This window comes from Pseudoclavibacter sp. RFBI5 (assembly GCF_002931395.1).
In the GTDB taxonomy this organism is placed as follows: Bacteria; Actinomycetota; Actinomycetes; order Actinomycetales; family Microbacteriaceae; genus Pseudoclavibacter.
The window spans coordinates 215,761-229,699 of the sequence record NZ_PSYA01000004.1 but is presented as its reverse complement, the minus strand read 5'-3'; the positions used below and the strand labels follow the sequence as shown (position 1 = coordinate 229,699).

The window sequence follows — 13,939 nt, the reverse complement described above, 5'->3', positions numbered from 1 at the left end:
TGCCGGGGCACGTGCGCACTCCGCTCTGGACGAATGGAGCGCGTGCGCACGCAGCGCATGCGTCCCCGCCGCGCGCGGCAGGATCACGTCAGTGCGGGCAGCGGGTTCGAGCCCCGTCAGCCCAGAGAGCCCGTCAGGGCCCGGAGAGCCTGTCAGCGCTGATCTGTGCCCTGGACTCCGGCAGCGTCCTTGGCCATGAGCTCCCGAATCACCGTGGCGTCACCGTAGATCTCGCGAGAGTCGTACGGTCGGTCGGGGAAAGCGCCGTACTGCAGTGCGATGCCGAGATCATTGTCTCGGATGAACTGCTCGACCTGCTCGCCAAGTGACACGGACGTTCCAGAGCCCACGTTGATGATCCCCGTGACCTCTGCCTGCGAGGCGACGGCTGCGATCTGGCGCCCGAGTTCGGCGACATGGATGAAGTCGAAGCGCGCTGCCCCCGAGGTGAAGGGGAACTCGCTCTTGCCATCTGCGGCGGCTTCGAGCAGCTTCGTGAAGATCGACTTGTTGTTGCGGTCGTCTCCGAAGATGTAGTACGCACGCAGCCATTGCAGGGCCACCCGGTCGCCGAAAGCGAGGGTCGAGGATTTCCGGAGCGCGTCCTTCGCGATGCCGTACAGCGAGAGCGGGTTCGTGGGCGTCTCAGCCGAGACCATGCCCTCGTAGAAGCCGATCTCGTGCATGGACCCGAGGACCGCAAGCCGCTGCACGCCAGCCTCGGTCGCCGCTTCCAGGAACCTGAAGTGGTCGGAGAGCTTCTGCATGTGGACCGGGGCGTTGTGCGCGAATCCCGCTTCCCAGGCAAGGTGCACGACGGCCGTCGGAGCTGGCTCGAGCAGGACGGAGAAATCTGCGGATGGTGCCAGCAGATCGAACTCGACGACTCGAGCCTCGCTGTTGATCGTGGCGGCGCTCCCTGGACGGACAACGGCGGTCACCTCTTGGCCCCGTGCAACCAGTGCGTCGACCACGTGCCTGCCGATGTAACCACCGGCCCCGGTCACGAGAACCCGTTCGCTTTGCGTCATCTTCGTCCCTTCACAAGAACGGCCAGTCTAGCCGAGGCCTCAGCTCGTCCTCGTCTGACTCGGCGCTCGGGGGAAAGGCGAAGAGCCCGCCCCCCCTCACCCGGTTGGGGTGGAGGAGCGGGCTCTCGGACGCGCGCGCCCTGGGCTACTCGGCGACTGGTGCTCCGAGGCCCATGATCGAGAACAACTCGACCGAGAGGCGGAACGTCGTCGGCGGTGTGGCCTCCGGCGTGCCCTCCGTGGTCGGCGCCTCGTCGACGGTCGGAGCGGGCGACTCAGCGGCCGGCGCCTCCGAAGCCGTCTCGGTCGGCGATGCAGACTCGGTCGGCGCTGCAGACTCGGTCGGGGCAGCCGTCGCCGTCTCCGTCGGTGTTGCGTCCGGGTCCGTGGTCGCGGTCTCGGTTGCCTCGGCCGGGGTGGTCTCGGCTGGCGCCGTCTCGGACGGCGTAGCCGTCGGCTCCGCGAGACTCGGGTCGATGAGCGAGAGCTTGCCGTCGATCACGCGGTAGAAGCTGTCGTCAGGACCCTGCACCACCGAGCCGATGGGCTCAGCGTCGGTTGCCACGCTCAGCTTCACCCCGACTTCCGGCGCGAGGGGTGTGAACACGAGGCCGAAGGCCTCCGCATCGGCAGGGCTCGCGAACGGCACGAGCTGTCCGTCGACGCCGATGTAGGGAACGTCTCCGAGCAGAACCGCAGACGTGTACAGCGGAGCTGTGGCGCCGGTGAAGGCATCGAAGTTCGCGGCTGGGACGACCTGTGCGTTCTCGATGTCGAGGCCGATCTGAGCTGCGACATCGCGTGAGCCGAGCTGCAGCAGCTTCTCACCGTTGACGATCCACACGCCGGTGCCCGCCTTGTTGGTGATGACATCACCGGACTCGAGTGGAACCGCAGGCTCTGCGGTCTCCGTGGGCGTCGGAGTGGCGGTCTCGCTCGGCGTCGCCGTGGCCGTCGCTGACGGCGTCTCGGTCGGCGCGGAGGTCGATGTCGCGGTCGGCTCAGGTGTGGCGGTCCCGCTCGGCTGAGGCGTGACCGTCGCCGTGGGCTCCGGCGTCGCCGACTCGGTCGGCTCGGGCGTTGCGGTCGGCTCGGGTGTCGCCGTGGGCTCGGGCGTCGCGGTGTCGTCGGGCAGAGGCCAGCCGGCCGGAGCCCCGAGGAGGGTCGATCCCGTCGGGAACGAGTCCGCGACGCTGTCGACGACCTGAAGCGAGCCGCGCTCGGGCATGCCCATGGCCACGCCGATCTCAGGCCAGCCGATGAGGCGCTTCTCGCCGTTGATGATGGCGTACCAGGCACCCTTGGCCGTCGTGATGAACTCGGTTGCAGGCTGCTGCGAGACCGGGATGACACCGCACAGCTGCGGGCTCAAGGTCTCGCTCTCGAGACCATAGGCGGCCTGGAGCTCAGCGCTGCGGTAGGGGTGCGCCTGTCCCTCGGCGGCGAGCAGCGTCTGGTCGTTGCAGACGAACTGGGCGCTGTCGATGGTGTAGTCGCGCTTGGGGATGCCGTCGAACGACGCCTGCGTCATGACCTGCGCGGTGCCACCGAAGCCATAGGCCTCAGCGAGCTGCGCATTCGCGATCTTGACCAGGTGAGCGCCGTCGAGCACGTAGAGGTCGTCACTGCTCGGCGTCTTGAGCAGTGCGCCGTTGGTGATGCCGTTCCCGGTCGGGATGTCCGAGAGGGTCCCGTTCGCGACGGTGTAGACGACCTCGTCGCTTCCACGCCTCGCGGCTTCCTTCTTCGCGTCGTCCTCGCTGCCGAACTCGACGCGCTCGCCGCCGACGACCAGGTTGACCTTGGATCCGTCGACTTCCTTGACCAGGTGCGCCCCCGGCGTCGAGCCGAGCTTGCTGAGACCGGAGAGGGCATCCGCTGGGACCGGCGTGAATCGACCGACGCCGTAGGCCGACGTCGCGACCTGCAAGAGGCCAGCGTCCGTGATCAGGTAAGACTTGCTGCCGTCCGAGACGAGCGACGAGTCGAGGGAACCCGAGTTCGTCACCTGCGCGAAGGCGTCGCCGAGCTTGCCCGTGACGTTGAATTCGCTGAGCTTGCGGAGCTCAGACGACACCGCGTAGCCGCGGCCCTCGTCGCCGAGGAGCATGGTCTGCGACCCGTCAAGCGGCGTCACGACGGCGCCACGGGAGAGGACCGGCTCACCGGTGGGGAGGAAGTCGAGCGCGCCGTCCTTGAGGTTGGTCACGGCGGTGTACAGACCGAAGTCGCGCAGCGCTGTGAGGCTCGAGACCTCTCGCTTGGTCTGGTTCTGCACGAGGAACACCTGGCCGTTGTCGGTCTTCACGAACGACTCGAGCGTCCAGCCGCCCTCGAACTTCTCGAGCTGCTCCTTGGTGATCTTGGCAACCTGGCCCTGCTGGAAGCCGTAGCTGGCAGCGGTCGCCCAGCCGCGGAGCTTCCACCACTTGCCGTCACTGATGTAGACCGGGCCGTCTGGGCCCTCGAGGATCTCGCCGACCCAGGTTCCCCACGGGATCCAGGACATCTCCTGGGCAGGAATCGTCTCGACTGCGCCGAGCGCCTCGGTGAAGCCCGCCACACGATCGGCCGTCAGGTGGTACCGGGTTCCGTCGGAGAGGAAGTAGACGTCGCTCGTCCCCTCAGCCTGGATCAGCGATGGCCGCTCTGCGGTGCCCTGGGCGTCTCCGAACCAGTCGGTGTACATGCGCCAGAAGTTGCGGTTGCCGTACGCGGAGCATCCATCGCCCTCGCCGTACATGTTCGAGAGCGCTGCCTGGTTCGGCTGGTACGGCGTGTAGTTGTAGAGGCCGGCCGTCGCGTAGTTGGAGATGTAGACGGCGGACGAGCCACACGCGAAGTTGGGGTTGTAGAGCACATTGTTCGTTGCGAACGGGATGTGGTTGAAGCTGTACGGGTTCGCCTTGTAGTACTGGAACTGTCGTGCCGCGTTGTAGACCTGGTAGAAGAATCCGCCGTAGCTCGCGTCGCACGGCGCCGTGTCCGGGCAGCCGAAGCCGGTGGCCGCCGCGAGGCGCCCCAGCGTCGGGCTCGACATCGAGACCAGGCTCTGCTCCTTCTCCAGGAGGACGAGCATGGCCTTGGCGCTGAAGTTGCACGCCTGGCCGACCTTGGCGATGATGTTCGCCGCCGACTCTCCCCCGGGGGCACCCGGGTACGCGCTGCAGTAGGAGGTGGCTGGCATCGACGGCGTCGACTGCGTGTAGTTGCGCAGGGCGGTCGAGGAACTCGAGCCGTTCTTCGAGACGAGGAACTGCTGCACCTCGGCTGCGGTCATCGCGGAACCGTCGTAGAAGTTCTCATCGCTGATGATGTTGCCGGGGTCGAACGACGACCCAGCGGCGGACGCCGTCTCAGCGCCGAACTCCTGAGGTGCTACCGCTTGGAAGGCAAGCAGGCCCGCAGCGGCTGCTGCCGCCGTGGCCACAATGGCAATTGTTCTGCGAAACATGAGTTCCCTACGCGTCGAAAACCGAGGAGCCGGTCGGGTCGTAGTGAGACGACACGCTCAGCAGTTTCCAAGTATGCACACATGGGCCACAAAAGACCACAGCCGTCGCTCCTTTCACATGAGTCACATATGTCACACCTGACCCAGGAAAACAGGACGCGAAGCCCGGCAATCCGCGGAACTCGCCGCGCACGAGGTCGCCACGCCCGCGGCGACACGCCGAGCAAGAAATCCGGGCAATTTCTGCAACATGCACTATGGCGGCCTTCCGCGAAGGCCGACAGGACCGAACAGCGAGACGCGGCCCCGCTCCCCCGGATGAATCCGAGCAAGCGGGGCCGCGTCCGAGCACCCGGGCTTCGACCTACGTTCGGTCGTCCGCCACACGATGCGCGGCGAGCGTTTCGGGGGGTCCGGAGACCTCGCCGGAGTCGACCACATGCGCGCCGAACTTCGAGTCGAGCGTCATCAGCCCACCGGATTCGAACGGAGTCCCGGGCCCGACGTTGAACGTGACCGCACGCTGCCACGCGTCGAAGGTCTGCACGCAGTCGTAGTCCTGAATAGATGCACTCAGCTGAAAGGCGCCCGGCCTCATCGTGATGCGTGGGATCTCGATATCGATCGACCCGGTGCCAGGCCCGATCGAGTCAGGCACGAAGCCGCCGTCGAGGCCGTGGTTGCCCCAGACGAAGACGCCCTCGACGTGGTCGATGGAAGCTCCGAACACTGGCCGGGGGATGCGCTCCTCGGCCTTGTAGTGGAGGCGGATCACCGCCCGGTCACCCGTGCGGAAGCTCCGAGTGTCACCCCGATCGTCCGACAGCATCTCCATCTTCGTGATCTGCGCCTCACCCGTCCCGAAGCGAGTGCCGCCCTGCTCGACGTCGACGGCCCCGTGCTCGCGGTTCGAGTACTCGTCGATGATGTCGCGCGCGACCCCGACCGCCTGCAACTCGCCATGGCTCAGCCAGGCGGCCTCGTCACAGAACGTGCGCATCTGCTCGAGCCCGTGCGAGACGACGACAACCGTGCGTCCCTCGCGCTTGAGCTCCGCGAACTTCTCCATGCACTTCTCCTGGAACTGCATGTCGCCGACGGCGAGCACCTCGTCCACGAGCAGCACATCCGGCTCGACGTGGATCGAGACGGCGAAGCCGAGACGTACGTACATGCCGGAGGAGTAGTTTTTCACCGGCTGATCGATGAACTGCTCGACCCCGGAGAAGTCGACGATGGAATCGAACTTCCGATCGATCTCCTGCTTGTTCATGCCGAGGATCGACCCGTTGAGATACACGTTCTCGCGTCCGGAGAGCTCCGGGTGGAATCCAGACCCCACCTCGAGCATCGCAGCGAGACGCCCGCGCGTCTCGATCTTGCCCTGGTTCGGCGCGAGGATCTTGGCGATGCACTTCAGCAGCGTCGACTTGCCTGAGCCGTTGTTCCCGAGCAGCCCGAAGGTCTTGCCTTCGGGAATCTCGAGTGAGACATCGCGCAGAGCCCAGAAGTCCTCGTACTTGGAACGGTAGCCCTGCAGCACGGTGGCCTTGAGCGACTGGTTGCGGTCGTGATGCACGCGGAACGTCTTCGAGACGTTGTCGACGCGCACTGCCGGAAGTCCGGTCATCAGAGCTCCTCCACGATTCGGTTCTGCTTCGCCCGGAAGACGAAGATGCCCGCGAGCAGCATGATCGCCGCCCATGCGGTGATGGTCAGCCATGTGCCGACAGACGGCACCGCGAAGTCGTACAGCACGGAGCGATACGCCTCGAGGAACTGGTGGGCCGGGTTGAGCTCGAAGACCGCCATGAGCGGGACCGGCTGCCCGAAGATGTTCCAGCCATCTGTCGTGAGCTTGTCCTGCGCCTGCTGGACCAGCGACGCCGGGAAGACGACACCGCTTGCGTAGAACCACACCTGGTTGAAGATCGTCCAGAGGTACTGCACGTCGCGGAAGTAGACGACCGCGACGGACAGCATCAGGCCGATGCCCAGGACGAACATGGCCGTGAGCGCCACGATGGGGATGAGCAGGAGCACGACGATGAGCAGCTTCGGGCCACCCGCGATGCCCATCAGCAGTGCAAGCACCAGGAGTTCGATCGCGAACGTCGTCGTGAGCGAGAGCACGCTCGAGGTGACGAGCACGTGCCGCGGGAAGTAGACCTTGGTGAGCAGCCCGATGTTGGCCATGAGCGCGCTCATCGCGCCCATGATGCCGCCCGAGATGAAGGTCCACGGGATGATGCCGCAGGCCACCCAGAGCGCGTAGTTCTGCAGGCCGGAGTTGGTCCCGACGTGCGGCTCGGCGACGAAGAGCAACCCGAACACGACAGAGAAGATCGCGATCTGCGCGAGCGGGTTCACCAGCGACCAGATGCGCCCGAGCGCCGTCCGGTTGTACTGCGAGCGGATCTCGCGCAGGGTGAGGTTCAGCAGCAGCCCCATAGTGGGGTACCTTGCGCCGAAGCGAGCGACCAGGTTCGGTCGCTCTCTGAGCTGGGTCTCTGCTATTTCTGCACCTCTTGATCGATCCACTGACATAACTCGACAACTCCAGCATCCACCATGGTCGACGGCGCCCAGTCGAGGGCGGCCTTCGCCGAGTCGATCTCGCACGACGCGTGCCGCACGTCCCCGTTCCGGTACCTGCCGTTGATGACAGGAGAGGGGGCTCCGTAGTGCGCTGCGATGAGCTCGGCGAGGCGCAGGATCGACGTGCCCTCCCCCGACCCGATGTCGTACGGCGCCGAAGCCGAGGCGCTCGCCTGCTCGGCGGGCACGAGGACGCCACGCACGAGCGCGCTCGCCACGTCGTCGATGAACACGAAGTCCCTGACGATCTCACCGTCCTCATACACGGGGATCACCTCGTGCGCCTTCGCGCGCTGCGCGAAGAACGAGACGATACCGGTGTACGGGTTGATGAGCGACTGCCCCGGACCGTAGACGTTCTGCAGGCGGAAGAGCACCGGAGCGACCCCCATGGCAAGGCACCACGAGGTCAGGATGTGCTCCTGCACCAGCTTTGTCGCCCCATAGACGCTGGTCGGGTTCGGCATCACCCGAGACGAGACGAACGGAAGCGGCGTGAGCCCCGGGAAGTCCCACTGACCGGCGGCGAGCATCGCGTCGCTGCGCTGCCCGGGGTAGGAGATCTCACCTGCCGCGTCGCTCCACGCGCCTTCTCCGTACACGGCGCGACTGGAGGTGAGGACGATTCGCTCGGGGAGCTTGTCAGCGCGAACGAACGCGTCGAGCATCTCCGTGGTGCCGACGACGTTGGTCGCCGCGTGCCTTGTCGCCTCGGTGAGGGACTGGCCCGTGCCGGTCTCGGCGGCGAGGTGGATGACCACGTCGGGTGCCGCGTCTGCGAGGAGCGCATCCCACATCGCGGCGTCCGTGACATCCCCGTGCACGAACTCGACCCGTTCGTCGAGTGCGGCGGGACGAGTCGGGTGCGGATGCACCTGCGGGTGGAGGCTGTCGACCGCGATCACGCGCTCGAAGTGCGCCGGCAGGAGCGCCGAGAGCGCCGTGCCGATGAAGCCTGCACCTCCCGTGACCAGGCAAGTGCCCATTTTCACGTCTCTTTCTGTCGCTGAAGCGCCAGCCTAGCTGGCCGCAGTCCGGGACCAAGGATAACGACAGGGCCGCGCCCCGCCCTGAGCGGACCGCCTACTCGGGAAGCACGGGAACGAAGTTCAGGTGCCGCTCCGTGATCTCGTAGATGACCACGTCGGGTTGGAACTCAGCCGCCTCGCCGAGCACGTCGACTCTCGCGTTCGGGTCGTCGAAGGAATGGCGGATCTGCTTCGTGCTCGCGAACCCCGCCTGCCAGCCGGCAGCGATGTTGCTCCCCTGACTGTCCCTGAGCACGAGGGCCTTCAGATCGCTCTGCGGACTCTCCGTCACCGTGGTGGCCGGAAGCAGGAGCATGTCGAGCCCCACATTCGTCGTCATCTCCTCGGTCGAGCCATCGGCGAACGACACGCTCATGGGAGAGGCAGAGGCCTCGAGCGACGGGATCATCGTCGGCACGTCGAGCGAGGGAAGACCGAACGCCTCGAATTCGCTCGAGACGACCACTGGCTCGAGCTCGGAGAAGTCGAGAGGCGCAAGCGGCTCGTACTTGGCGTCCACGGAGCCGAGGCAGTCGGCGAGCGTCGCCCACCCGACGGCGCCGCCGAACGGGGTCCAGTGGCTGTTGCGCTTCGCGTAGACGTCTCCATCGACGGCCGCGTCCCGCAGCGGCTGACGCGTGTCCATGATCGGCAGATCGGGGTAGGCGTCATGCAGGTGGTCGAGGTTCGTCGGGCCGCGCAGCTCCTGCGCCCAGCCCGGCAGCTCCTCCGGCAGGACGGCCCAGTCAGCTGGCACGACCTGGATGATGAGGTCCGTTCCCTGCTGGGCCAGCTGAGCCTGCACGGTCCGGAAGTAGCTCGCCCACTCCTCGGCCTCCTCCTGCCCCAGGTAGCTGCGCCCGAGAGCCTGGGAGAAGTTGTTGGCCTGCTCGTCTCCCCAGAACACCCAATCGTCGTTGCCCTCGACATAGGAGTGACCGCCGGCCGGCAGGGCGCCCATGTTCTCTTCGAATGCCGCCTCGCTCGCATCCGCGTTCTCCGCAGACCATGGATTCCCCGTGACGGGGTTCGCCAGGGTGGGCGCGCAGGTCTCCTGGGGCAGCGCGAACGCGGCCGACGCCGGCCCCTGCTCGGGCGGCAGGGCATCCGCCGCAGCAAGCGACTGCTGGGTGATGCGTCCGCTGATGACGGCGATCAACGCGCAGACGAGGAGGAGGATGAAGGGAATCAGCCGAACCCTGTGCCACCGCTGGGCCCAGGTGACGCGCCCCTGCTTCGACGGCGGCTCCTCGAAGCCGCTCTCCGGCCTCAGACTCCCAGGCCCCGTGCTCGTCATGCTTCGCTCCTGATCTGCTCTGCGCGCTCAGCGCGCACGCGCTTGGCGAAGTTGCTCGACGAGTAGTCGACGTTCACGAGTCGCGCCTTGACCCGGTCGAGCGGGGGCCTGCAACGATCCATGACCCACGTGAGCCAGCGAGGAGTCCAGTTCTTGAGGCTCATCGCCGGGCTCTCGATGACGTGCCAGGAGATGTAGGCGCAGACGTGGGCGCCGATCGCGATGACGAGGTGATAGACGAGCCAGCCCGCATTCTGCAGGCCGAAGTAGGCGCCGAACTGCATGAGCGGCCAGGCGAAGATGTAGATCCCGTACGAGAAGTCGCCGTGCTTCTCCCAGTTGTTGAGCTTCGGGGTGCGGATCGCGAACCACATGAGGAAGTACATGAGGAAGTACTGGCCCCACATGTTCCACCCGCCGTAGTTGTAGGCGAAGAACGCGACTCCGATCGCGAAGACCGCGAGCCGATCGTCGATCACGATCTTGTCGCCGAAGAAGGCGAACAGCATCCCGAAGGCGAACGGCGCGAAGAACATCGCGTTGAAGGGGTTCGTCATGAACGGGCTGATCGACAGCATGTCGACCCACCCGCTCCAGGTCAGCGCGTTCACGAGGATGAGGGCCAGGGCGATCAGCCCGCCGACGATGCGGTTCGACAGGACCCCGAACAGGCCGAGGAAGCCGATCATGATGTACGCCCGGAATTCGTACATGAGGGTCCACGCCGACCCGTTCCAGTCGTAGCCCCCGAGCGTCGCGAACGGCAGGCTTCCACCCATTTCCGCGATGTTGCGCTGACCGAGGTTCAACCACATGTTGTTGATGAAGTACGTGAACGGCGACTCCGTCGATGCGTCCCAGAAGCCGGCCATGCTCCCGGTCTCCCGGTGCCACGCGATCGGGGCGAGAATGAACGCCGTCGTCAGCAGTGCGAGCCAGAAGGCGGGGAAGATGCGCAAGACGCGGCGCCAGAAGAAGCGGAAGATCGTCGACTTGCCCTGACGGCTCTTCGTGATCAGGAATCCGGAGAAGAAGAAGAAACCCGCGACAGCCACGCCACCCAGCGACTGCTCTGTGGAGAGCTGGGACCCGAGGTCGTGACCACCGTAGAAGCCCCCCAGGGGACCAGCGTGAGCGAAGATGACGGCGAAGGCCAGGAACCAACGGAGGAAGCCGATGCTGTTCGCGCGCGGGTCGAACGCCTGTTGAAGCGTGAGCGGCATAAGTGCTTTCGAGGTCAGATCCCAGGACGGGTGCTACGGATGATGACATTGATAGTAGCTGGCCCGCATTCTGGACGGCACCAACCAGCACCGCATCAGGAGGGGCGTCCACCGCCCGCCGAGCGCACCTGCGCGTACACCTTCCGGGCCACAGCGTACGCAGGGCGCAGCGCTCGCGCCGAAGCCGGGTTCTGCTCAGCCACGTATCGCTTCAACGCGCCGAGCGGAGAGGGCGCGACACCTGGACCGCCACCGAGCACGTCGGAAAGATACGGGACCTGCTCGATCGCGTGACCGTACGGCACGAACGACGCGAGCTCCTGCAGCTTGTACTCGAGGAACGTGTGGCTGATGGCCGCCATCCTGGTGTTCATGACGGTCCGCGTGTGGAAGCCCTCACCGTGCGCGGCGTAGCTCACGATGCGCTCGAGCACATGCGCGAGGGTGCCGTCCTGGTACCCGCTCTCACCGGGGAAGTCATCCCAGGTGAAGCCCGCGTCCACGATGGGCCGCAGTGCTTCTCGGCGCGCGATGAACATCGAGCCGTACGGCGAGACGGGGGTGGAGTCGTCGAGCGGCGTCGAGACGCCCAACTGCCTGAGCAGCTTCCCGGCGGGGCCCTTGTTGAGGAACCAGGCGTGTCCGAGCGTCGGATAGCCCATGTGGATGACCGGAGGGAAGACCATTCCGAGCGTGCCGTGCTTCTGGAACAGCGCGAAGAGGTTCGCAGCGTAGCCCTCGCTCGGAAGGAGGTTCTCCAGCAGGTGGCGCTTGAACCACTGCCCGGCATTCCATCCGTCCTGGACGCTCTTCTTGCCGTGGATCTTGACGATGAACTCGTACCGCTCGTCGCGCAGCACATCCGCGCAGCCGACGAAGAACGCCGAGATGTCGCGGCCCCGGTTCGACTCGACGAGGCGGACGTCGCTCCGGTCCCCCCAGCCGCGACGCGCGACGGCCTCGCGGATGGCGGCCCGCTTCGTCTCGTCCGTGGTCGTCACGTACAGATCGACCTCCCCGGGCACACGAGCGGCGTGATCGACGATCTCGTCGATGAGCTCGTCGTAGTAGAGGTGCGCGACCACGGCGGTCCGCCCGAGCTGCGTGCGCTCGAGGAGCTCCCGCCCCGTGGCGTCGCGCTCCTCCAGATCGGGGAGGATCTCAAGCAGGGAGAAGTTCGTGTGCAGCACGCGCGGCTTCGCGCTGCGCACCACGTTCGACCAGATGAGGTCCATCGGGAAGCCCGCGCGCTCCAGACGATCCGTGACGTCGCGACCGATGATCGCCTGCCTGTCCAGGTAGTCCGGGTCGTGGAAGAAGATGCGTCGCTTCAGGATCGGCAGACGGTCGTCGAGCATGAGCGAGATGTTGTCGAAGATCGGGTGCTGCGACGGGTAGTCCTCCGAGGGGAAGGCCAGCTCGTAGACGAAGCCCAGGCTCGCGAAATAGCTCGTGAACCGGCCCTCGTGACGGTCGATGGAGTCGAAGTACGACGTGATCATCGGCATGTCCGCCCAGTACTCGCGGTACTCGTCCGACAGGAACATGTCTCGTCGCACGGCGATCCAGTGCGACTGGATGTGCCCGGCCATGCTGCCGACGCCGTGGTGCGGGTGGGGGGTCACGGCCTCGTGGCTCGTGATACCCCAGAAGTCGACGTCCTGGGCATCCATTCGGTCGAACATCTCACCGAACGGGAAGATGGGCCCGAAGAACGTGTAGTTGAGGAGGATGAGCTCGTCGTACTCCGCGAGTCGATCCCATCCGAAGTGCTCCTGCGCCTCCTTGTACCCCCACACGTCGAAGCCCTTGTTCTCACGCTCGAGAACCGTGTCCGCGACCGTGGCGAGCCGCGCCTTGCCCTCATCCGAGATGGGCGAGTTCGAGACGACGAAGATGTGCTCGACGTGCTCACGAAGCGCCGTCAGCTTGTGGAGGACGTAGTCATCGACCTGCCCCTCCGGGTCGAAGAAGAGGTAGAACGCCACGCGCCTCGGCGTCTTGCCCTGCAGCCGCGCATCTTCGCGAGGCCGACCGGCGGCGACGAGCGGCATGGGCGTGTTCACGATCTCCGGACGAATGCTGACAACCCCAGCCTCGTGCACGGCTGCCCCGTCCCCGGCGCCTGCGCCTGCGCCCCGACGGCTCTTGAGCGCGACCCTTGCGCCGGCCCTCACGAGGGAGCCGATGCCCGAGGCGACCTTCTTCCCGGCGCGGACGGTCTTGGCGACTGGGCGCGCTGCTCGCCGCGCACCATTGACGACGGGCAGCGCGACCTCGGCGACCGTGTGCAGCACGTCGAGCGACTGGAGCACGTCCCGCTGCTGCTGCTCGAGCTTCGCGATCTCGAGGAGGAGAGCGACCTTCGTCACCTCCAGTGCCTCGGCCTGCTTGAGCTGAGAGACCTGCGAGAACTCGCTCGCCTGTCGCCTCGACTCTGCAGACGAGCGCTCCATGTCCTCGAAGAGGCTCGTCACGAGCAGCGAAGGGCCGATCCCCCCGCCCCCGTCGAGCGCCTTGCGCAGGTAGCGGTCTCGGATGATCGTGCCGTAGTCGGAGTGCTCGTCGGCAGCGATGACGACGCTGTTCCCGTCAGGGCCGAGCGACGCGAGCCGCTGATGCCAGAACGCGAGCGGCTCGCCGCTGATGAAGCCGACGGTGTGCCTGGTCAGGAGCCTGAGCAGGAAATCCCAGTCCGCGAGCACGGGCAGCGAACCGTCGAACTCGCCGACCTCGAGGTAGGCGCTCCTCCGGAACAGGAACGAGATCGGCGGCACCGTGCTGCGTCGCATGGTGCCGATGAGCGTGACTGCGTGAGCGTCGTCGGCGAGCACCTCGCGCGACTCCTCGATGACCGTGTCGCCCTCGACACGCTCGAAGACGACCTCAGTGCGCGTCGCGACTCCGGCGTCCTCGGCGTGCGCGTCGAGGTAGTCCACCGTCTTCTGCAGGAAGTCGGGAGCCCAGCTGTCGTCGTCGTCGTGCAGCACCAGGTAGTCGGCATCCGAGTCCCGGAATCCGTCGTTCATGGCCGCCTCGCGACCGTTCGAGACGACGTTGGTGACCACGCGAAGACGTCCCGCCGCGCGCTCCAGGAACGGCTCGAGCAGCGCATCGAGCGCCTCGGCATCGCCGGCATCGTTGACGACGACGAGCTCGAAGTCAGCGAACGTCTGCGAGAGCACGCTGTCGAGGGCCCGACGCAGCAGGAGCGGACGGTTCCTCGTGCGGGTGGCGACGGTGACGCGAGCTGTCATGAGCATTCCCCTTTGGTAGCGGCCACCGATCAGATTAGCTGCAGCTCGCCG

General features: G+C 66.2%; 8 protein-coding genes. All 8 read right to left on the bottom strand.

Features of this window, described 5'->3' with window-relative positions:
* Window positions 1-152: 152 nt before the first annotated feature.
* The 8 genes from C5E06_RS03920 to C5E06_RS03885 all read right to left on the bottom strand — a co-directional run bounded on the left by C5E06_RS03920 (window position 153) and on the right by C5E06_RS03885 (window position 13,888).
* Window positions 153-1,031, bottom strand: a complete 879-nt coding sequence (locus tag C5E06_RS03920; protein WP_104306048.1) for an NAD(P)-dependent oxidoreductase — start codon at window positions 1,029-1,031, stop codon at window positions 153-155.
* A 145-nt stretch (window positions 1,032-1,176) separates the two neighbouring features.
* The gene (locus tag C5E06_RS03915; protein WP_104306047.1) at window positions 1,177-4,461 is read right to left on the bottom strand and encodes a hypothetical protein; all 3,285 of its coding nucleotides are present in this window, start codon (window positions 4,459-4,461) and stop codon (window positions 1,177-1,179) included.
* A gap of 388 nt (window positions 4,462-4,849) precedes the next feature.
* The gene (locus C5E06_RS03910) at window positions 4,850-6,115 is read right to left on the bottom strand and encodes an ABC transporter ATP-binding protein (RefSeq protein ID WP_104242969.1); all 1,266 of its coding nucleotides are present in this window, start codon (window positions 6,113-6,115) and stop codon (window positions 4,850-4,852) included.
* Window positions 6,115-6,936, bottom strand: coding sequence for an ABC transporter permease (locus tag C5E06_RS03905; protein WP_104242971.1), 822 nt, complete (start codon window positions 6,934-6,936; stop codon window positions 6,115-6,117). Before C5E06_RS03905 ends, C5E06_RS03910 begins: the two co-directional genes overlap by 1 nt.
* Window positions 6,937-6,998: 62 nt before the next feature.
* Window positions 6,999-8,069 (bottom strand): NAD(P)-dependent oxidoreductase, encoded by a 1,071-nt coding sequence (locus C5E06_RS03900; protein ID WP_104306046.1) that lies wholly within the window; start codon window positions 8,067-8,069, stop codon window positions 6,999-7,001.
* Window positions 8,070-8,166: 97 nt separating this feature from the next.
* Window positions 8,167-9,408, bottom strand: a complete 1,242-nt coding sequence (locus tag C5E06_RS03895; RefSeq protein ID WP_104306045.1) for a hypothetical protein — start codon at window positions 9,406-9,408, stop codon at window positions 8,167-8,169.
* The gene (locus C5E06_RS03890; protein ID WP_104242977.1) at window positions 9,405-10,631 is read right to left on the bottom strand and encodes an acyltransferase; all 1,227 of its coding nucleotides are present in this window, start codon (window positions 10,629-10,631) and stop codon (window positions 9,405-9,407) included. Before C5E06_RS03890 ends, C5E06_RS03895 begins: the two co-directional genes overlap by 4 nt.
* A gap of 95 nt (window positions 10,632-10,726) precedes the next feature.
* Window positions 10,727-13,888, bottom strand: coding sequence for a rhamnan synthesis F family protein (locus C5E06_RS03885; RefSeq protein ID WP_181062884.1), 3,162 nt, complete (start codon window positions 13,886-13,888; stop codon window positions 10,727-10,729).
* Window positions 13,889-13,939: the final 51 nt, after the last annotated feature.